This window comes from Ectothiorhodospira shaposhnikovii, assembly GCF_047222355.1.
Taxonomy (GTDB): Bacteria; Pseudomonadota; Gammaproteobacteria; order Ectothiorhodospirales; family Ectothiorhodospiraceae; genus Ectothiorhodospira.
On record NZ_CP178333.1, the window covers coordinates 1,858,636 to 1,878,337 of the forward strand.

The following is a 19,702-nucleotide window of genomic DNA, read 5'->3' on the forward strand; positions in this document are numbered from 1 at the left end:
CCGCCCCGGGATGGCCCTACATGGCGGGGTAGTTGGGGCCATCCCCCCCCTGGGGCACCACCCAGTCGATGTTCTGACCCGGGTCCTTGATGTCGCAGGTCTTGCAGTGCACGCAGTTCTGGGCATTGATCCGCAGTCGCGGCCCGGCACCGTTCTCCTCCACATATTCATAGACGCCCGCCGGACAGTAGCGGGTCTCGGGACCGGCAAAGCGGGCATGATTCAGTGACAGGGGCAGCGCCGGGTCCCGCAGTCGCAGGTGGACCGGCTGGCCTTCCTCGTGATGGGTGTTGGACAGAAACACCGAAGAAAGCCGGTCGAAGGTGAGCGTGCCGTCGGGCTTGGGATAGTCGATGGGGGTCGAGGATGCCGCCGGCCGCAGGGCGGCATGGTCCGGATGATGGTGCAGGGTCCAGGGCGCCCGGCCCTTGAACACATAGGTTTCCAGGGCGGCATGGGCCAGACCGCCCCACAGGCCCCAGCGGAAACCGGGACGGATGTTGCGGGCCGCATGCAGTTCCCGCATCACCCAGGTCTGATCCAGACGCTGCCGGTAATCGGTGGCCTCGCCCCGCTGCCCGGCCCCATCGGCCAGCAGATCGAATACCGCCTCGGCCGCCGTCATGCCGCTCTTCATGGCGTTGTGGCTGCCCTTGATGCGGGGCACATCCAGAAAACCGGCGGCGTCTCCGGCCAGCAGGCCGCCCGGGAAACCGAGACGGGGAATGCTCTGCCAACCGCCCTCCACCAAGGCCCTGGCCCCGTAGGCAATGCGGCGCCCGCCCTCCAGCACCTCGCGGATGGCCGGATGGGTCTTGAACCGCTGCATTTCCTCGAAGGGGCTCAGATAGGGGTTGCGATAATCCAGTCCGACGATGAAACCCACCGCCACCTGATGGTCTTCCAGGTGATAGAGGAATCCGCCGCCATAGGTGCCTCGATCCAGTGGCCAGCCGATGGTATGACGGACGGTGCCGGGACGGTGCCTTGCCGGGTCCACTTCCCAGAGTTCCTTGACCCCCAGGCCGTAGGTCTGGGGGTCGACGCCGTCCCGTAGCGCAAAACGGGCCATCAACTGCTTGGTCAGTGAACCGTGACAGCCCTCGGTGAACAGGGTCTGGCGGGCGTGGAGTTCCACCCCCGGCTCAAACTGGGGGCCTTCGCTGCCATCGGCCAGACGACCCATGTCGGCGGTGGCCACGCCCATCACCGCACCCTGGTCATCGAACAGGATCTCCGCCGCCGGGAATCCGGGCAGGACCTCCACCCCCAGATCCTCGGCCTGCCGGGCCAGCCAGCGGCAGAGATTGCCCAGACTGATGATGTAATTGCCCTGGTTGTGCATCTGGGGCGGCAGGGGCAGTGTGAACGCCCGCTGCCGCCCCAGCCACAGGAAGGCATCTTCGGTGGCCGGCGTATGCAGGGGTGCCCCCCGGGCCTGCCAGTCGGGAATGAGTTCGTTCAGGGCCCGGGGGTCGAACACGGCCCCGGAAAGGATATGGGCACCCACCTCGGAGCCCTTCTCCAGGACGCAGACCGACAGTTCCCGGCCGGCGGCCTCGGCCAGCTGCCGCAGACGAATCGCCGCCGCCAGGCCGGCCGGGCCGGCGCCGACGATGACCACATCAAATTCCATGCTTTCACGTTCCGACATGGCGGGTGTCTCCGTATCAGGGTGTCGGGTCAGGCCTTCATCTGTCTGAGTCCGTCCCGCAACGACGGCAGGATCTCGAACAGATCCCCCACCAGGGCGTAGTCGGCGGTCTGCACCATGGGGCACTCCTCATCCTTGTTGATGGCCACCACCACCTTGCTGTCCTTCATTCCGGCCCAGTGCTGGATGGCGCCGGAGATGCCCACGGCGATGTACAGCTCCGGGGCGACGATCTTGCCGGTCTGGCCCACCTGGTAGTCGTTGGGCACAAATCCCGCGTCCACCGCCGCCCGGGAGGCACCGATGGCGGCACCCAGTTCATCGGCCACGGCCTCCAGCAACTCAAAGCCCTCCGCACTGCCGACGCCCCGCCCACCGGAGATCACCACCCGGGCGGCGCCCAGTTCGGGCCGTTCGCTGCGGGTCATGGCATCCTCCACGAACCGGGACAGGCCCGGATCGGGGCCGGCGGCGATGGCCGTGATCTCCGCCTGCCCATCCTCGGGGGCCGGGGCAAAGGCCGTGGTGCGGATGGTCAGCACCCGGATGGGCTCCTCGCAACAGACCCGGGCCATGACATTGCCCGCATAGATGGGACGCTGGAAGACGGTGGGGCTCTCAATCGCGGTGATGTCCGATACCTGGCCCACGTCCAGCAGGCCCGCCACCCGGGGCATGACATCCTTGCCATGACTGGTGGCGGCGGCCACCACCGCCTGATGGTCGGCGGCCAGGGCGGCGATCAGTACCGCCAGGGGCTCCGCCAGCTGATGTGCGTACAGCGGGTCATCACACAGCAGCACCTGCGTCACACCTCGCAACCGCGCCGCGGCCTCGGCCACGGCACCGCAATGATGACCGGCCACCAGAACCCGGACGTCGCCCCCCAGGGCCGTCGCCGCCGCCACCGCCCGGCGACCGGCATCGGAAAGGATTTTATGATCGTGTTCCGCCACTACCAGGACTGTCATGGTTGTTCTCCTGTTCAAATCACCTGGGCATCATGCTTGAGCCGATGGAGCAGGTCTTCCACGCTCTCCACCCGCACCCCGGGCTTGCGTGCCGGCGGTTCCGACACGCCCAGGCAGCGGATGCCGGTGGACGTATTCACGCCCAGGCTTTCAAGCGGCTTGATGTCCAGTGGTTTTTTCTTGGCCTTCATGATGTTGGGCAGTTTCAGGTAGCGGGGTTCGTTAAGCCGCAGGTCGGTGCTGACTACCGCCGGCAACGGTAGGGCCACGGTGCGGGTCCCGCCGTCCACCTCCCGGCTGACCCGGGCCTCGCCGTCCGCCAACGCCAGCCGACAGGCAAAGGTGCCCTGCCCCCAGCCCAGACGGGCCGCCAGCATCTGGGCGGTCTGGTTGCAGTCGTCATCGATGGCCTGCTTGCCCATGAGCACCAGCCGTGGCGCTTCTTCATCCACGATGGCCTTGAGGATGCGACTGATCACCACCGGCTCCAGAGCGGCTTCCGGAGTCTGTACCAGAACCGCCCGGTCGGCGCCGAAGGCCAGGGCGGTGCGCAGCACATCCTGGCAGGCATCGGTGCCGATACTCACCGCCACCACCTCGCTCACCTGCCCCGCCTCCTTCAGGCGCACGGCCGCTTCCATGGCGATCTCGTCAAAGGGGTTCATGGACATCTTCAGATTGGCCAGGTCCACGCCGGAACCATCCGAGCGGGCGCGCACCCGTACGTTGTAATCCACGACCCGTTTCACCGGTACCAGTACCTTCATGGGCATTCTCCTTCAGGATTTGTCTTCGGGACGCATCACCAGCACCGGCGAGCGGGCGGCGCGGACCACCTCGCGGGCGAAGCTCCCCATGAGCGCCCGCTGCAGACCGGCACGACCATGGGTGGTCATGGCAATCACGGCCCCCTTGATGAGGGCGGAATACTCCACCACGGCCTGGGCCACGTCCTTGCCATGAAGCACATCCCAGTTGACGGACATGCCGTGCAACTCGGGCATGTGGTCCGCCACCCGGCGCAGATAGACCCATTCCCCGGAGTCGGCGCCACCGCCCACGCCGAAGGAGGGCTTGAGCACCTGGATCAGGCGAATATCGGCACCAATGGCCCGAGCAAAGGACACGGCCTCCGGCAACATGGCCTCGGACAGCGGCGAACCATCCAGACAGACCAGCACGGTGCGGATCGGGCCGGTCCACTCCTCGGCAAACTCCGGCCCGGTGAACAGCAGGGGCCGGTGCGTATTCCGTACCATGTGACTGGCCACACTGCCGGCCACGGCCTCCCCCACCAGGCCGCGGGCATGGGTGGACATGACCACCGGCGAGTCCGGGTCCTGATTGATGAGTTCCATCACCCCGTCGGTGACCGAGGCATGGGTGATCACTTCCACCAGGGCATCATTGAGTCCCCGGGCCGCCAGGATGCTCTGCAACAGCGCCTTGCGTTCGCCGGCATCCTGATCCCGGGACACCACGGAGGCCAGACGGACCCGCAGGCCCAGCTGACCCGCCAGTGACAGCCCCGGTCGCAGGGCCGCCTGGGAGCGGACGCTTGAATCCAGCGGAATGGTGACGGCAGCAGACATGACATGACTCCTTGTTGAGGACGTTGCGCGACTCAGGCAAGCCAGCGCTTGCGGCGTCGATAATGTTTCACGTTGAGGTAATCCACCTTGCCCGCGCCGCCCAGATAGAACTCCTGGACATCCGGATTCTCCCGCAGCACGGCGGCCTCGCCGCTCATGACCACATGACCGTTTTCCAGCAGGTAGGCATAGTCCACCACGGCCAGGGCGGCGGTGGCGTTCTGTTCCACCAGCAGCACGCTCATGCCCTGTTCCTCGTTGATCTTGCGGATGATCTCGAAGATCTCCTGCACCAGCAGCGGGGAAAGGCCCAGGCTGGGTTCATCCAGCATGATCAGGTCCGGCTCGGTCATCAGGGCCCGGCCGATGGCCAGCATCTGCTGTTCACCGCCGGAGAGGTAACCGGACTTGGTGCGGGCCCGCTCCTTGAGGCGGGGGAAATAGGTGAACACCTGTTCCCGCAGTTCCTGATAGCGCTGTCGGCTGCCCCGCAGGGGGAAGGCGGCCAGCAGGTTGTCCTCCGGGGTCAGATGCTCGAAGATGCGCCGTCCCTCCAGCACGTGGACAAGACCGGCGGCCACCCTTTTGGGCGGTGTCAGCGGCAGCATGTCCTGTCCCTTGAACCAGAGATTGCCGCGGGTGACCAGACCCCGTTCCGGTGCCAGCAGACCGCTGATGGACTTGAGGGTGGTGCTCTTGCCGGCGCCGTTGCTGCCCAGCAGGGCGATCATCTGCCCCTGCTCGATCCTCAGCGACACACCCTTGATGGCAAGGAACACCCGGTCATACACCACTTCCACGTTGCTCAGTTCAAGCAGGGGCTGGGCCGTATCCCGCAGGGGCACGGCGGTATTCGATGATGTCAGCATGGGAACACCGTTTTCCTGTCTGTGGTGGAGGGTTCCGGAGAGTGCCACCCCGGCGGCACCGGGGTGGCCGACCACGGGCTAGCGGCCGTCCCTGAAACCCTGGGCATCCTTCTCGATCTCGTGCCAGACGATCTCCTGGAAGGCGTTGCTCCAGTCGGTCAGGGGTTCCCAGGTCTGGCCGTTCCACTGGGAGACACGGCCATAACCGCCGCCCTGGTGGTCGGTGGCGGTGAGGGTCACCGGCGGCATCAGGCCACGGGCATCGAAGCCCTCAATCATTTCAAAGCCGCGACGCAGGGTGTCTCCGGTCAGGGGCGCGCCGAATTCACGGATGGCGAGGCGGGCGGCCTCCACCGCCACCGCCATGGTGGCCACGCCGATGTTGTAGTAGCTCGATCCCACATTGGCGGCGGGACCGGCACCCAGACCCGGTTCAACCACGTGAGTGAGAATGTCCTGGATCACCGCCGGCTCCCGGCCGGAAGCCACCGCCTCGAAGCGCTTGACGCCGTTCATGTGGTTGCCGCCCACATTGCGGGCATCGGTTTCCGACAGCCACACCACGGAAAGGATGTTCTGAGGACGGATGCCGTTACGAATGGCCTCGCGCACGGACACCTGCTGACCGCCGCCGGCACCCCAGATGATCACATGGTCGGGCCGGTAGCGACGCACATCGGACCAGGTGGCGGACTGTTCAGTGCCCGGGCTGGGATAACCGAAGCTGCGCAGCTGGAAACCCTTTTGCTGGGCCAGCTCCTGCAGCACCGGCAACGGTTCGCGACCAAAGGGCGAGTCGATATGCACCAGGGCGATGCGCTTGTTGGCCAGACCGCCCTGATGACGGTCGATGTAGTCCGCCAGCAGCGTGGCCTGGGACCAGTAGGTGGCCATCATGGGAAAGACGAAGGGGAAGGTCTCGCCGTGGGAGGCATCGCCGCGCCCGTGCAGGGCGGTGATCATCACCACTTCATCCCGCAGTACCCGGTTCACCGCCGCCCGGGATACCGGCGTGCTGAAGAAGTCCACCAGCACGGCGCCCTCGCGCCGGGCCCGGTTGTAGGCCTCCAGACCCCGCTGGGGTTCGTTGGCGGTGTCGCGGATGATGGTCTCGATGGGATGACCCTCGACGCCGCCGGTTTCGTTGATCAGGCGCAGGTAGTCCTGCTGGCCTTGGTTGTACTCGCTGGAGACGAAGGTGTAGACGGCGGTGAAGTCCTGCAACAGGGCGAACTTGATCGGTTCCTTGTCGGCACTGGCGGTCCCTCCCACCGCCAGTGCCATGGCGCCGGCCACCCCGGCCAGCCCTTTGAGCAATGTCTTCATGGCATACTCCTCATTATCATCATCTGGCCCGGGGGCCTGGTTGGTATCAGCTCTGGGTATGACGGAACGGCCAGACCAGGAAGTACTTGCGGATGTTGTCGTAGATCTTGGCCAGTCCCAGGGGCTCGAACAGAATCACACCGATGATCAGTGCCCCGTAGACCATCAATGGAATGTGCGACAGCAGATTGAAGGAGATGGGAATCAGGTCGAACTTGGCCACGAAGGCCAGCAGGTTGGTGAGCACGATGGGCAGCAGCAGGACAAATCCGGCCCCCAGATAGGCACCGATGACGCTGCCAAGGCCCCCTACCAGCACCATGGCCACCAGCTGGATGGAGACGTTGAACCCGAACTGTTCCGGGGTCACCGCCTGGTAGTAGCAGAACGCCAGCACCGCGCCGGTCACACCGCCCAGGAAGGAACTGGCAAAGAAGGCCAGCAACTTGTACTTGAGCGGGTTGACGCCGATCACCGAGGCGGCAAAATCCTTGTCCCGCACCGCCACCAGGGCACGCCCGAAGCTGCTGCGCTTGATGTTCATGATCAACAGCGTCACCACCACCGTCCACAGCAAGGCCGTGTAGTAGAGGGCACCGTCACTCTGGAGCGGGATGAACAGGAAGGTCACGTCCGGGGTGCTCAGGGTGGCCTGGGCACCGCCGGAGATGGCCGGCACGTTGATGATGGTCCACTCCACCAGGTACTGCATGGCCAGGGTGGCCATCACCAGGTAGAGCCCCTTCACCCGCAGGGCCGCCGCCCCGAACAGGCAACCGATGAGGGCCGCCATCAGGCCGGCACCCAGCAGGGCCAGTTCGAAGGGCACCCCGGCCCGGGTCAGATGGATGCTGGTATAGGCCCCGATGGCCATCACCGCGGCAAAGCCGAAGTGAAGCTGGCCGGCGACGCCCATCAGCAGGGTCAGGGACAGGGCCGCCGCGGTCCAGATCAGCCAGGGCAGCATGTAGCTGGTCAGATACAGGTCGGAGAGCAGGAAAGGGGCCGCCACTGCCAGCAGCAACAATCCCTGGACGATCCGCCGGTCGGCGGTCACGGGCCAGAGGGCACGCGCCGACTCGTAACGGGTATGGTGAATGCCGGACAGTCGATAGAACATGGCGCTTAGACCCTCTCGATGTCTTCACGGCCGAAGATGCCGTGGGGACGGAACATGATGGTGAGCAGGATGATCAGGGAAGTGACCACGTCGCGGGTGCCGCCACCCACCAGCGGGTCCACGTAACCGGGGATCACGCTGCCCAGGATGCCGACGATGAGACCGGCGATGAGAACGCCGTAGATGCTGTCCAGACCGCCCAGGATGACCACGGCCACGGCCGGGAACAGCAGGGCCGTCAGAGTCCAGTCCACCCCCTGTACCGAGCCCCACATGGCCCCGGCGGCCACCGCGGAGATCCCCGCCAGCCCCCAGGAGATGGCCACCGCCCGCTCCACGGAGATGCCCACGGACCAGCTGGAGATGTGGTTGTCGGACACCGCCCGCAACTTGGTGCCCAGGCGGGTGCGGAAGAACAGCAGGGACAGGCCCACCATGGCCGCGCCGATAAGGCCGCCCACCAGATATTCCCGGTTGATGAACACGTCACCGATGATGATGGGCATCATGTCCAGTCCCAGGTCCAGACTCTTGGGCGCCGCCCCCAGCAGGCCGGGGCCGATGCCGCGCAACAGGCTCTCCAGGCCCAGAGTGAGCATGACCACCATGATGATGGGCTGCCCCACCATCTTGCGCAGCAGGAAGCGCTCGGTGAGCATGCCGAACAGGAACATGCCCACCAGGGCCATGAAGAGGGCCACCAGGATGGGCGTGCCCAGCAGGCCGGCAAAGATCCACACCAGATAGGCGGCGATCATCACCATGGCCCCCTGGGCCAGATTGGGCACCCCCGAGGACTTGTAGATGAGCACGATGCCAAGGGCCACCAGGCTGTACATGAGCCCGGTCAGCGCCCCGTTGATGGTCAATTCGATCAGGAACTGGAAATCCATGGGTCACACCTCCTCCGCCAGCCGGGCACCGGTCACGTCCGCCACCGCCAGGTGGCGCTTGAGGGTGCCGGACTCGCCGGTTTCGTAACTGATTCTTGCCTCGAACTCGATGGCGCCGCGGCCGTCGTAGAGGGATTCGATGATGGGGGCGTAGTGGGCGTCGATGACCTTGCGCCGCAGCTTGCGGGTCCGGGTCACCTCGCCGTCGTCCGGGTCGAACTCCTTGTGCAGATTGACAAAGCGCTGGATTGCCAGGGCCTCGGGCAGCACTCCGTTCACATGGGCCACCTCCTTGCGCACCAGTTCGTAGACCTGGGGCTTCTGGGACAGGTCGGCGAAGGAGGTGTAGGCCACCCCGTTTTCCTCCGCCCAGTGCCCCACCGCGTCGATGTCGATAACGATCAGGGCGGCCAGATAGTCCCGATCCTTGCCCAGGATGCAGGCATCCTTGATGTAGTGACTGAACTTGAGCCGGTTCTCCACGTAGGTGGGGATGAACCGCTCGCCACCCCGGGTGTATACCACCTCGGACACTCGGCCCAGTACCACCAGCTGACCGTCCTCCTCCAGATAGCCCGCGTCCCCGGTATGCATCCAGCCGTCCTGGAGGGTCTCGGCGGTGGCCTCGGGATTGTTGAAGTAACCGTCGAAGATGTTGTCGGAACGCACCAGGATCTCGCCATCGTCGCTGATCTTCAGTTCCACCCCGGGGAAGGGTCGACCTGCGGTGTGCAGGCTGATGGAATCCGGTGGCTGAGCCACGCACAGGGCACAGTTCTCGGTCTGGCCGTAGAACTGGCGCAAGTTGAGGCCCAGGGCGCGGAAGAACAGGAACACGTCCTCCCCCATGGCCTCGCCGGCGGTATAGGGCCGCTCCACCCGGGCCAGTCCCAGCTGATCCTTGAGGGGGCCGAAGATCAGCACCTCCCCCACGGCGCGCCAGACACGCTCGACCGCCGTGGGCGCCCTGCCCTCCAGCCGACGCCGTTCCAGTTCCACCGCAAAGGGCATGAAATGGTGATAGAGGCGACGCTTGAGGCCGGTGGATTCACTGATCCCCACCTGGATGCGGGTGAGCATGTTGGACCAGGCCCGGGGCGAACCGAAGTACAGGGTAGGGGCGATTTCCCGCAGATCATGCAGGGCGGTTTCCTGGCGCTCGGGGATATTGACGCAGAAACGCAGTACCAGGGCGGCGCCGATGGTGAAGATGAAGTCACCCACCCAGGCCATGGGCAGGTAGGCCATGTGCACCTCGCCTTCGCGGAAATATCCGGCCTGGGAGGCATTGCGCACCCCCGAGAGGATGTGCCCATGCTTGAGGGGAATGCCCTTGGGGGCACCGGTGGTACCCGAGGAGTGCAGCAGCACCGCCGTGTCATGGACCGAGGGCCGGGACTGCAGGTCCCGGGCCAGGTTCGGCTCCCGTTCCAGCCGGGCACGCCCCCGAGCCAGCAGGTCTTCCAGGGCCAGCGCACCCCGGGGCTCCTTGTCCTTGAGACCCCGGGGGTCATCGAACAGGATGTGATCCAGATGGCCGTAGCCGGCGGCGCGGATGCCCAGCAGCTTGTCCACCTGCTCCTGGTCCTCCACCAGGGCACAACGGATGGACTCCGCCTCCATCTGGGACTGGATTTCCTGGGGATTGGTGTCCGGGTAGGCCGGGGACGGCACAGCCCGCAGGGTCACCGCCGCCAGCATGCCGAAATACAGTGCCGGCCGGTTGTCCCCCACCACCAGGACCCGGTCCCCCGGACCGATCCCCAGTGTCTCCAGACCGGCGGCCAGGGCCATGACCCGTTCCAGGTAATCCTGCCAGGTATATTCCTGCCAGATACCCCGGTCCCGCTCCCGCAGGGCGACCTGGTCACCATGGTCGCGGGCATTGTTCACCAGCTGCCGGATCAGGTGGTCCTGATCCTGCCAGCCAGGGTGCATGGCCCTGGAGCTCTCCAGATTCTGATGTATCTTTTCAGGCAGCATCTTTGACCTTCCCGATATAGGCCGTGACGACGGCAGGATCATTGATGGCTTCGCGGGTGGGGCCTTCGGCGATCTTCTCGCCGTTGTTGAGCACCACAGCCCGGTTGCAGATGGCGGTGACCACGTCCATGTGATGCTCGATCAGCAGCATGGTGGTACCCATGGCCTCCCGGGCATCCAGGATGAAGCGCACCATGTACTCCTTTTCTTCCTGGTTCATGCCGGCCATGGGCTCGTCCAGCACCAGGAAACGGGGCTCGGCACAGAGGGCGCGGGCCAGTTCCACGCGCTTCTGCATCCCCAGGGGGATCACATCCACGGGTTCGTCCCGCACGCTTTCCAGTTGCAGCAGGTCGATGATTTCCTCCACCTTGACCCGGTGCGCCACTTCCTCCTTCTGCGCCCACCACCAGTAGAACAGGGAGGCCATGATGCTGGGACGCATGAAGATGTGACGGCCCAACAGGATGTTGTCCAACACACTCAGGCCCCGGAACAGGGCCACGTTCTGAAAGGTGCGGGCGATGCCCTTCTGGGCGATGCAATGGGGCTTGAGTCCGTTGATGGGTTCACCCAGAAAGCGGATCTGGCCCTGCTGGGGCGGATAGAAGCCGGTGATGGCATTGACCAGGGTGGTCTTGCCCGAGCCGTTGGGTCCGACCAGTCCGAAGATCTCTCCCTTGCGTACCGACAGGGAGATGCCCTTGAGTGCCTGAAGACCGCCGAACCAGCGATTCACCTGGTCGCATTCCAGTACGATGTCCTGGTCGGCGTCATGCTGAGTCTGTGTCACGCCTTACCCTCCCGATGCCTGGTGATCTTGACTGCCGGCGGCCAGGCTGCCGGCGGTGTGTTGCGTTGATGGGCCGTAGCCGGCCCGTGGCCGCCGGGGCGGCTCGGTACCGGTCGCTGTTTCCGTGATCAGCCCCTTGCATGCTCGCGGCGGGGCCGGGCCGCCTTCAGGTCGCCGGCGGCGCGGGGATGCCCAGCGCCGCCAGGGCCTCGTCACGCAGCATGAACTTGAGCGCGCGCCCCGTACTGCGGGGAAATGCCTCATAGAGACGCACATGCAGGGGAATCTTGAAATGGGCGATCTGCCCCTTGCAGAAGTCCTTGACCTCCGCCTCCGTGAGCGATACCCCGGACCCAAGTTCCACACAGGCGCAGACCACCTCCCCCAGTCGGTCATCGGGAATGCCCACCACCACCGCATCCCGGATCCCAGGATGGGTGCGCAGGAAATCCTCGATCTCCCGGGGGTAGATGTTCTCGCCGCCGCGAATGATCATGTCCTTGACCCCGCCGACGATGCGGCAATAACCCTCCTCGTCGATCCGGGCCAGGTCGCCGGTATGCAACCAGCCGGCGGCATCCACCACCCGCCGGGTCAGCTCCGGATCGTCCCAGTACCCGCGCATGACGTTGTACCCCCGCACGCACAGCTCGCCGGTGACCCCTCTGGGGACGATGCGGCCCTCGCTGTCGATGACCTTGGCCTCCACGTGGGGGCGAATGGTGCCGACGGTGTTGAGGCGCCGTTCCACCGGGTCATTCACGTCGCTCATGAAGGAGATGGGAGAGGATTCGGTCATGCCGTAGCCGATGGTGACCTGATCCATGTGCATCAGGCGCATCACCTGATCCATGGTGTCCGGTGGACAGGGCGCCCCGGCCATGATCCCGGTGCGCAGGGAAGCCAGATCAAAATCGGCGAACCGTTCATGGTCGAGTATGGCCTTGAACATGGCGGGCACCCCGTAGAGGGCGGTGCATCGCTCGCCGGCCACGGCCTTGAGGGTGTCCAGCGGATCGAAGGCCTCGCCGGGATAAACCATGGTCGCTCCATGTCCCAGGCAAGCCATGTTGCCCATCACCATGCCGAAGCAGTGGAACAGGGGGACCGGGATGCAGACCCGGTCATCCGCCCCCAGGCGCAGGGTCTGCCCAACCATGTAGCCGTTATTGATGATGTTGTGGTGGGTCAGCGTGGTGCCGGCGGGCTCGCCGCCCATGGCGTTGCTGAACTGGATGTTCACGGGATCATCCATCTCCACCCGGGCGGCCAGGGCCGCCACTTCGGCCAGGGCCTCCGGATCGACGTCACCCTCCATGAGCCTGGTGAAATCGAGCATGCCGGGGGTGCTCGCCTCCCCCACCCGGATCACGCGGCGCAGTGACGGAACGGCGACGGCGTTCAGGATGCCGCTTTCGGCCTCGGCCAGTTCCGGCAGCAGTTCCTGGAGCATCCGGATGTAGTCACTGGTCTTGAACGCATCCTGGGTCACCAGGGCCCTCGCCTGCACCAGGTTCAGGAAACGCTGCAACTCCGCCTTGCGCACGCCGGGATTGATGTTCACCGAGATCATGCCCAGGCGCGCCGCGGCCAGTTGGGTCAGAGTCCATTCACTCCGGTTCATCATCCAGATGGCGATCCGGTCCCCCGGCTGCAGACCCAGCCCCAGCAAGGCGGCGGCCAGCCGGTCCACCGCGACATCCATCGCCTTCCAGCTCAGGCGGACACCGTGGGCACAGTCCACCAGGGCCGGGCCCTCGGGGTGGCTGGTCGCCAGCAGGCGCAACCGTTCCCCCACGGTGGTACCCTGGAGCGGCTCCCCCCCCTTGCCCTGCACATAACTGCGGTCAGGCTGACTCATGATCTCCTTCCTCCGGAGCGCCGACGTTTCGGTTGACGTCGATCTGGTTATGAAGTTATGGCTAATCTAGTTACCGTTTACGTCTACGTCAACTATTTTTTTCCATGATTCCACTGGGGTTTCTATGTGCAGTGCACAAAACCCATGCAGGCAAGTTGGCAATTGCGTAGAATATTCCGTAAACGGAAACCTGATCGAGTCCAGCGGGTCCAAATCAGGACCCACGCGGCGACACCACAGCCAGGAAGCCTCCATAACCCATGGGAAAACATCATGAGCGAACCCCAGCCGACCATCCGGGAACACGACCTCAACGGCACCACCTACACCATCGGTGAACTGGCGAAGGAATTCGACGTCACCACCCGCGCCATCCGCTTCTACGAGGACGAAGGCCTGCTCAGCCCGGTTCGCATCGGCTCCAAGCGCCTCTACCGCCGCCGGGACCGGGCCCGGCTCAAGCTCATCCTCCGTGGCAAGCGCCTGGGCTTCACCCTGGCCGAGATCCGCGAGACCTTCAATCTCTATGACGAAGCCCATGGCGAGTCCCAGCAACTGCGCTATTACCTCTCGGTGCTGGAAGAAAAGCGCCAGCACCTGATCCGCCAGCGGGCAGACCTGGAAGAGACCCTGCGGGAACTGGATCAGTCCTATGCCCATTGCGAGCAGTTGCTGGCACAGCAGGAGCAGCGCAAGGCAAAAGACCAGAATGCCGCCGCCCGCCGACCGACACGTCGCGATCCGACGGCCGCCACCCAGCAGGACTCTGTGGCGAACTGACGCCGGGAAGCCCTCCCGGCCCACCGGCAACGGCACCGCGCCCGGTGCCGCCCCCCCCTTTTCCGCCCTCATCCCGGCCAGATTTAACCTTTCCGTAAAATACTTACGCCCAAATATTGACGTTTACGTCAACGGAATTTAAGCTCCATCACAACCACCCAACACAGAGGGACTTTCCATGAGCCATTTCCCCACGCTGGACTTTGCCCTGGGCGAGGAAATCAACATGCTGCGGGATGCGGTGGCCGAGTTCGCCGCCGCCGAGATTGCCCCGCGGGCGGCGGATATCGACCGGGAGAACCAGTTCCCCCAGGATCTGTGGCCCAAGCTGGGTGAAATGGGCCTGCTGGGCATCACGGTAGGCGAGGAATACGGCGGCACCGGTATGGGGTATCTGGCCCACATGGTGGCCATGGAGGAGATCTCCCGGGCCTCGGCCTCGGTGGCCCTGTCCTACGGCGCCCATTCCAACCTGTGCGTGAACCAGATCAAGCTCAACGGCACCGAGGCGCAAAAGCGCAAGTACCTGCCCAAACTGATGACCGGCGAGCATGTGGGCGCCCTGGCCATGTCCGAGCCGGGCGCCGGTTCCGACGTGGTCGGCATGCGCCTGCGGGCACGCAAGGAAGGCGACCGCTATATCCTCAACGGCAACAAGATGTGGATCACCAACGGCCCCGAGGCCAGCACCCTGGTGGTCTACGCCAAGACCGACCCCGATGCCGGCCCCCGGGGAATCACCGCCTTCATCGTGGAACGGGGCATGAAGGGCTTTTCCACCGCGCAGAAACTGGACAAGCTGGGCATGCGCGGTTCCAACACCTGCGAACTGATCTTCGAGGACTGCGAGATCCCGGCGGACCACATCCTGGGCAAGGAAGGCGAAGGGGTGAAGGTACTGATGTCCGGCCTGGATTATGAACGGGCGGTGCTGGCCGCCGGCCCCCTGGGGATCATGGCCGCCTGCATGGACGTGGTCATCCCCTACGTGCACGAACGCAAGCAGTTCGGCCAGGCCATCGGCGAATTCCAGCTCATGCAGGCCAAGCTGGCGGACATGTACACCAGCCTCAATGCCTCCCGGGCCTATGTCTATGCGGTGGGCCGGGCCTGCGACCGGGGCGAGACCACCCGCAAGGATGCCGCCGGCGCCATCCTCTTTGCCGCCGAAAAGGCCACCTGGATGGCCCTTGAGGCGATCCAGTGCCTGGGCGGCAACGGCTATATCAACGAATACCCCACCGGGCGCCTGCTGCGGGATGCCAAGCTCTACGAGATCGGCGCCGGCACCTCGGAGATCCGGCGCATGCTGATCGGCCGCGAACTGTTCAAGGAAACCCGCTGAACCTGCTTCAGCCCATCGTCGGGGACGCCAGCACAGGGGAGTCAGGGACCATCATGAACGTCATCAAGAGCAAGATCGACACCCGATCCGGGGAGTTTGCCGCCAACCAGACCGCCATGGGCGCTCTGGTGGAAGATCTGCGATCCCGGGTGGCCCGCATCACCCAGGGGGGCAGCGAACGGGCCCGGGACCGGCATCTATCCCGGGGCAAGCTGCTGCCTCGGGAACGCATCCAGGTCCTGCTGGACCCGGGCTCCCCGTTCCTGGAACTGTCCCAACTGGCGGCCCTGGGGATGTACGACGATGAAGTGCCGTCCGCCGGCATCATCGCCGGTATCGGCCGGGTCTGCGGCCAGGAGTGCATGATCGTGGCCAATGACGCCACGGTGAAGGGCGGCACCTATTACCCCATGACCCTCAAGAAGCATCTGCGGGCCCAGGAGATCGCCCGGCAGAACCGGTTGCCCTGCATCTATCTGGTGGACTCCGGCGGTGCCAACCTGCCCAGCCAGGACGAGGTCTTTCCGGACCGGGATCACTTCGGTCGCATCTTCTACAACCAGGCCGTGATGTCCTCCCAGGGCATCCCCCAGATCGCGGTGGTGATGGGTTCCTGTACCGCCGGCGGCGCCTATGTGCCCGCCATGGCCGAGGAAAGCATCATCGTCAAGGAACAGGGCACCATCTTCCTGGCCGGGCCGCCGCTGGTGAAGGCGGCCACCGGGGAGGTGGTCAGCGCCGAGGAACTGGGCGGGGCCGATGTGCATTCCCGCGTCTCCGGGGTCACGGACCATTACGCCCTCAACGACGCCCATGCCCTGGGGCTGGCGCGCCGCAGCGTCGGTCGCCTCAATCGCTGCAAGCGGGTGGACCTGGACATTCGTCCCACCCGCCCCCCCCTGTACGATCCGGCCGAGATCGGCGGCATCATCCCCGCCGACAGCCGCAAGCCTTACGACGTGCGCGAGGTGATCGCCCGCATCGTCGACGGCTCCGAGCTGGACGAATTCAAGGCCCTCTACGGCACCACCCTGGTCTGCGGCTTTGCCCATATCCACGGTTACCCCGTGGGCATCATCGCCAACAACGGGGTGCTGTTTTCCGAATCGGCCCTCAAGGGCGCCCATTTCATCGAGCTGTGCAGCCAGCGGGGCATTCCCCTGGTATTTTTGCAGAACATCACCGGCTTCATGGTGGGACGCAAGTACGAGTCCGGCGGCATCGCCAAGGACGGCGCCAAGATGGTCACCGCCGTCGCCTGCGCCCAGGTACCCAAGTTCACCGTCCTGATCGGCGGCAGTTTCGGCGCCGGCAACTACGGCATGTGCGGCCGCGCCTATTCGCCCCGCTTCCTGTGGATGTGGCCCAATGCCCGCATCTCCGTCATGGGCGGCGAACAGGCGGCCAACGTGATGGCCCAGGTGAAGCGGGATACCCTGGAACGTCGCGGCGAAACCTGGACCCGCGACGAAGAGGAACGGTTCAAGACCCCCATCCGCGAGCAGTACGAACGCCAGGGCCACCCCTATTACGCCACCGCCCGGCTCTGGGATGACGGCGTCATTGATCCGGCGGATACCCGCATGGTGCTGGGGCTGGGTATTTCCGCCAGCCTGAATGCCCCCATCCGCGAGACCCGCTTCGGCCTGTTCCGCATGTAGTCGCAAGGAGCCCTTTCATGCCCGACACCTCAGCCCTGACCTGCGAGATCCGGGACGACATCGCCTGGATCACCCTCAACCGTCCCGAGCGGCACAACGCCTTCGACGACGCCCTGATCCGGGACCTCACCGAGGCCCTGCGCCGGGTATCGGCGTCGCCGGCGGTACGCGCCGTGGTGCTGGCAGGCGCCGGCAAAAGTTTTTCCGCCGGCGCCGACATCGGCTGGATGAAGCGCATGGCCCACTACACCGAGGCGGAAAACCTGGCGGATGCCCAGGCCCTGGGGGATCTCATGGATACCCTCTATCGCATGGACCCGCCGACCATCGCCCGGGTCCATGGCGCCGCCCTGGGCGGCGGCGTGGGCCTGGTGGCCGCTTGCGATCTGGCCCTGGCCACGGAGCAGGCCCATTTCTGCCTCTCGGAGGTTCGCCTCGGCCTGATCCCGGCCACCATTTCCCCCTACGTGATCGAGGCCATGGGGGCACGCCAGGCCCGGCGCTACTTCACCACCGCGGAGCGCATCGATGCCCGGGAGGCCGCGCGCATCGGCCTGATCCATCAGGTGCTGGCGGACGAGGCCGCCCTGGATGCACAGATCCTCCAGACCCTGAACCAGATCCGTCGCAACGGCCCCGAGGCCATGGCCGCCGCCAAGGCCCTGGTCCGGGACGTGAGCCATCGCCCCATCGACGCCGCCCTGGTGACCGAGACCGCCGGGCGCATCGCCCGCATCCGGGCCGGTCGGGAAGCCCAGGAGGGCCTGGGTGCCTTCCTGGAAAAACGGCAGCCCGCCTGGTGCCCCTCCGACCCGGCCTGATGGCCCCCAACCGCAGGGAATCGAGCATGTTCCACAAGATACTGATTGCCAACCGGGGCGAGATCGCCTGCCGCATTGCCCGTACCTGCCGCGAGCTGGGGATTCGTACCGTGGCCGTCTATTCCGAGGCGGACCGGGAGGCCATGCACGTCAAGGCCTGCGACGAGGCCTGGCCCATCGGCCCGGCACCGGCCCGGGATAGCTACCTGAACATCCCCCGCATCCTGGAGGCGGCCCGACGCAGCGGCGCCCAGGCGATCCACCCCGGCTATGGGTTTTTGTCCGAGAACGCCGATTTTGCCCGCGCCTGCGACGAGGCCGGCATCGTTTTCATCGGTCCCCCGGTGGGGGCCATCGAGGCCATGGGCTCCAAGAGTGCCGCCAAGGCGATCATGGAAGCCGCCGGCGTGCCCCTGGTGCCGGGGTATCACGGCGACGATCAGTCCCCTGCCCTGCTGGCCGACGTGGCCGCACGGATCGGCTATCCGGTCCTGATCAAGGCCTCCGCCGGCGGCGGCGGCAAGGGGATGCGACGGGTGGATGATCCGGACCGGTTTCGCGAGGCCCTGGAAGCGGCCCGGCGCGAGGCCCGCTCCGCCTTCGGCGATGACCGGGTGCTGGTGGAAAAATACCTGCTCCAACCCCGCCACGTGGAAGTCCAGGTCTTTGCGGACAGCCAGGGCCGGGTGGTCCACCTGTTCGAACGGGACTGCTCGGTGCAACGGCGACATCAGAAGGTCATTGAGGAAGCGCCCGCCCCCGGCCTGGATCAGGCGCGTCGGCACCAGCTGGGCGAAGCGGCCATTGCCGCCGCCCGCGCCATCGGCTACGTGGGCGCCGGCACCGTGGAATTCATCATGGACAGTCGCGGCGAATTCTATTTCATGGAAATGAACACCCGCCTGCAGGTGGAGCACCCGGTCACCGAGATGATCACCGGCCAGGACCTGGTGGCCTGGCAACTGCGGGTGGCCGCCGGTCACCCTCTGCCCTGCGAACAGGCTGACCTGGCCATCCGGGGACATGCCTTCGAGGCCCGCATCTATGCCGAGGACGCAGATCGGGATTTCCTGCCCGCCACCGGCACCATCGGCCACCTGCGCACCCCGCCGTCGAGCCGGCACGTGCGCATCGATACCGGCGTACAGGAAGGCGACGAGATCAGCGTTCACTACGACCCCATGATCGCCAAGCTGGTGGTCTGGGATCAGGACCGGGAGACCGCCCTGCACCGCCTGGCCACGGCCCTGGAGTCCTTCATCGTCGTGGGCACCACCACCAATGTGGGTTTTTTGTCCCGCCTGGCCCGCCATCCGGCCTTTGCCGAGGCACGGATCGATACCGGCTTCATCGACACCCACCGGGCCGACCTGCTGCCGCCGGTACCACCGATCAATGACGGACAGCTCTGTGCCGCCACCCTGCATGAACTGCTTCGAGTGGAGCAGGCGGCCCGGGAGCGAGCGCGTCAGTCCGGCGACATCACCTCCCCATGGCATGCCACCACCGGCTGGCGCCTGAACACCGACAGCCACCGCACCCTGCACTTTTTCGACTCGGCCCGAGACCAGGATCTCAAGGTGGTGGCCCATTATCTGAATACGGGCTTTCGCCTGGACCTGGGACAGGGTGAACACTGGGTCCAGGGCAATCTGCAGCCCGATGGTCGCCTGCGCATGCAGGTGGACGGCGTGCATCAGGATGCCTGGGTGTTGCAGGAAGGACGCCGTCTGAGTGTCTGCATGGCGGGTCACACCCGTGACCTGGTGATCCATGATCCCCTGGCGGCGGGCATGGACGACGAGATCCAGGAAGGCAGCCTGATGGCCCCCATGCCGGGCCTGGTGGTCGCCGTCCATGTGAAGCCGGGTGACGTGGTGCGGGAAGGCGATCCCCTCATGGTGCTGGAGGCCATGAAGATGGAGTATCAGATCAGCGCCCTCACCGACGGCATCGTCGACAGCGTGAACTACAGCGAAGGCGAACAGGTGACCGAAGGCGCCCAGCTCCTGACCATTCGCCAGGGAGAATGA

General features: G+C 65.5%; 16 protein-coding genes. 5 read left to right on the top strand and 11 right to left on the bottom strand.

Features of this window, described 5'->3' with window-relative positions:
- Positions 1-16: 16 nt before the first annotated feature.
- The 11 genes from ACLF6L_RS08500 to ACLF6L_RS08550 all read right to left on the bottom strand — a co-directional run bounded on the left by ACLF6L_RS08500 (position 17) and on the right by ACLF6L_RS08550 (position 13,062).
- Positions 17-1,654 (bottom strand): electron transfer flavoprotein-ubiquinone oxidoreductase, encoded by a 1,638-nt coding sequence (locus ACLF6L_RS08500; RefSeq protein ID WP_090202318.1) that lies wholly within the window; start codon positions 1,652-1,654, stop codon positions 17-19.
- 29 nt (positions 1,655-1,683) lie between these two features.
- Positions 1,684-2,625, bottom strand: a complete 942-nt coding sequence (locus tag ACLF6L_RS08505; RefSeq protein WP_238618015.1) for an electron transfer flavoprotein subunit alpha/FixB family protein — start codon at positions 2,623-2,625, stop codon at positions 1,684-1,686.
- 14 nt (positions 2,626-2,639) lie between these two features.
- Positions 2,640-3,392, bottom strand: coding sequence for an electron transfer flavoprotein subunit beta/FixA family protein (locus ACLF6L_RS08510; protein WP_090202321.1), 753 nt, complete (start codon positions 3,390-3,392; stop codon positions 2,640-2,642).
- Between the two features lie 12 nt (positions 3,393-3,404).
- A complete protein-coding gene (locus ACLF6L_RS08515) occupies positions 3,405-4,217 on the bottom strand; it encodes a universal stress protein (RefSeq protein WP_238618016.1) in 813 nt (270 codons plus the stop codon).
- 32 nt (positions 4,218-4,249) lie between these two features.
- A complete protein-coding gene (locus tag ACLF6L_RS08520) occupies positions 4,250-5,086 on the bottom strand; it encodes an ABC transporter ATP-binding protein (protein WP_412851439.1) in 837 nt (278 codons plus the stop codon).
- A 78-nt stretch (positions 5,087-5,164) separates the two neighbouring features.
- On the bottom strand, positions 5,165-6,412 hold the full coding sequence (locus ACLF6L_RS08525) for an ABC transporter substrate-binding protein (protein WP_238618018.1): 1,248 nt from the start codon (positions 6,410-6,412) through the stop codon (positions 5,165-5,167).
- 46 nt (positions 6,413-6,458) lie between these two features.
- Positions 6,459-7,532: a branched-chain amino acid ABC transporter permease gene (locus tag ACLF6L_RS08530; RefSeq protein ID WP_412851440.1), complete on the bottom strand. Its 1,074-nt coding sequence runs from the start codon at positions 7,530-7,532 to the stop codon at positions 6,459-6,461.
- Between the two features lie 5 nt (positions 7,533-7,537).
- A complete protein-coding gene (locus tag ACLF6L_RS08535; protein ID WP_238618020.1) occupies positions 7,538-8,425 on the bottom strand; it encodes a branched-chain amino acid ABC transporter permease in 888 nt (295 codons plus the stop codon).
- Positions 8,426-8,428: 3 nt separating this feature from the next.
- The gene (locus tag ACLF6L_RS08540; RefSeq protein ID WP_412851441.1) at positions 8,429-10,363 is read right to left on the bottom strand and encodes an AMP-dependent synthetase/ligase; all 1,935 of its coding nucleotides are present in this window, start codon (positions 10,361-10,363) and stop codon (positions 8,429-8,431) included.
- A 34-nt stretch (positions 10,364-10,397) separates the two neighbouring features.
- Positions 10,398-11,201 carry an ABC transporter ATP-binding protein gene (locus ACLF6L_RS08545; protein WP_238618022.1) on the bottom strand — a complete coding sequence of 268 codons (804 nt, stop codon included), beginning with the start codon at positions 11,199-11,201 and terminating at the stop codon, positions 10,398-10,400.
- A 166-nt stretch (positions 11,202-11,367) separates the two neighbouring features.
- Positions 11,368-13,062 carry an AMP-binding protein gene (locus ACLF6L_RS08550; RefSeq protein WP_412851442.1) on the bottom strand — a complete coding sequence of 565 codons (1,695 nt, stop codon included), beginning with the start codon at positions 13,060-13,062 and terminating at the stop codon, positions 11,368-11,370.
- Positions 13,063-13,335: 273 nt separating this feature from the next.
- Here ACLF6L_RS08550 and ACLF6L_RS08555 point away from each other — a divergent pair, with 273 nt between their 5' ends.
- The 5 genes from ACLF6L_RS08555 (at position 13,336) to ACLF6L_RS08575 (ending at position 19,702) form a co-directional block, all read left to right on the top strand.
- A complete protein-coding gene (locus tag ACLF6L_RS08555) occupies positions 13,336-13,842 on the top strand; it encodes a MerR family transcriptional regulator (protein WP_238618024.1) in 507 nt (168 codons plus the stop codon).
- Positions 13,843-14,020: 178 nt separating this feature from the next.
- Entirely contained in the window at positions 14,021-15,187 is a 1,167-nt protein-coding gene (locus ACLF6L_RS08560; protein ID WP_238618025.1) for an isovaleryl-CoA dehydrogenase, read from the top strand.
- A 53-nt stretch (positions 15,188-15,240) separates the two neighbouring features.
- A complete protein-coding gene (locus ACLF6L_RS08565) occupies positions 15,241-16,848 on the top strand; it encodes a carboxyl transferase domain-containing protein (RefSeq protein WP_412851443.1) in 1,608 nt (535 codons plus the stop codon).
- Between the two features lie 17 nt (positions 16,849-16,865).
- Positions 16,866-17,669 carry an enoyl-CoA hydratase/isomerase family protein gene (locus ACLF6L_RS08570; protein ID WP_412851444.1) on the top strand — a complete coding sequence of 268 codons (804 nt, stop codon included), beginning with the start codon at positions 16,866-16,868 and terminating at the stop codon, positions 17,667-17,669.
- Positions 17,670-17,695: 26 nt separating this feature from the next.
- Positions 17,696-19,702 (top strand): acetyl/propionyl/methylcrotonyl-CoA carboxylase subunit alpha, encoded by a 2,007-nt coding sequence (locus ACLF6L_RS08575; RefSeq protein ID WP_412851445.1) that lies wholly within the window; start codon positions 17,696-17,698, stop codon positions 19,700-19,702.

Bases quoted from the DNA above. Each gene is read 5' to 3' on its own strand.
- ACLF6L_RS08500 (WP_090202318.1), bottom strand. From the start codon at position 1,654: ATGTCGGAACGTGAAAGCATGGAATTTGATGTGGTCATCGTCGGCGCC.
- ACLF6L_RS08505 (WP_238618015.1), bottom strand. From the start codon at position 2,625: ATGACAGTCCTGGTAGTGGCGGAACACGATCATAAAATCCTTTCCGAT.
- ACLF6L_RS08510 (WP_090202321.1), bottom strand. From the start codon at position 3,392: ATGAAGGTACTGGTACCGGTGAAACGGGTCGTGGATTACAACGTACGG.
- ACLF6L_RS08515 (WP_238618016.1), bottom strand. From the start codon at position 4,217: ATGTCTGCTGCCGTCACCATTCCGCTGGATTCAAGCGTCCGCTCCCAG.
- ACLF6L_RS08520 (WP_412851439.1), bottom strand. From the start codon at position 5,086: ATGCTGACATCATCGAATACCGCCGTGCCCCTGCGGGATACGGCCCAG.
- ACLF6L_RS08525 (WP_238618018.1), bottom strand. From the start codon at position 6,412: ATGAAGACATTGCTCAAAGGGCTGGCCGGGGTGGCCGGCGCCATGGCA.
- ACLF6L_RS08530 (WP_412851440.1), bottom strand. From the start codon at position 7,532: ATGTTCTATCGACTGTCCGGCATTCACCATACCCGTTACGAGTCGGCG.
- ACLF6L_RS08535 (WP_238618020.1), bottom strand. From the start codon at position 8,425: ATGGATTTCCAGTTCCTGATCGAATTGACCATCAACGGGGCGCTGACC.
- ACLF6L_RS08540 (WP_412851441.1), bottom strand. From the start codon at position 10,363: ATGCACCCTGGCTGGCAGGATCAGGACCACCTGATCCGGCAGCTGGTG.
- ACLF6L_RS08550 (WP_412851442.1), bottom strand. From the start codon at position 13,062: ATGAGTCAGCCTGACCGCAGTTATGTGCAGGGCAAGGGGGGGGAGCCG.
- ACLF6L_RS08555 (WP_238618024.1), top strand. From the start codon at position 13,336: ATGAGCGAACCCCAGCCGACCATCCGGGAACACGACCTCAACGGCACC.
- ACLF6L_RS08560 (WP_238618025.1), top strand. From the start codon at position 14,021: ATGAGCCATTTCCCCACGCTGGACTTTGCCCTGGGCGAGGAAATCAAC.
- ACLF6L_RS08565 (WP_412851443.1), top strand. From the start codon at position 15,241: ATGAACGTCATCAAGAGCAAGATCGACACCCGATCCGGGGAGTTTGCC.
- ACLF6L_RS08570 (WP_412851444.1), top strand. From the start codon at position 16,866: ATGCCCGACACCTCAGCCCTGACCTGCGAGATCCGGGACGACATCGCC.
- ACLF6L_RS08575 (WP_412851445.1), top strand. From the start codon at position 17,696: ATGTTCCACAAGATACTGATTGCCAACCGGGGCGAGATCGCCTGCCGC.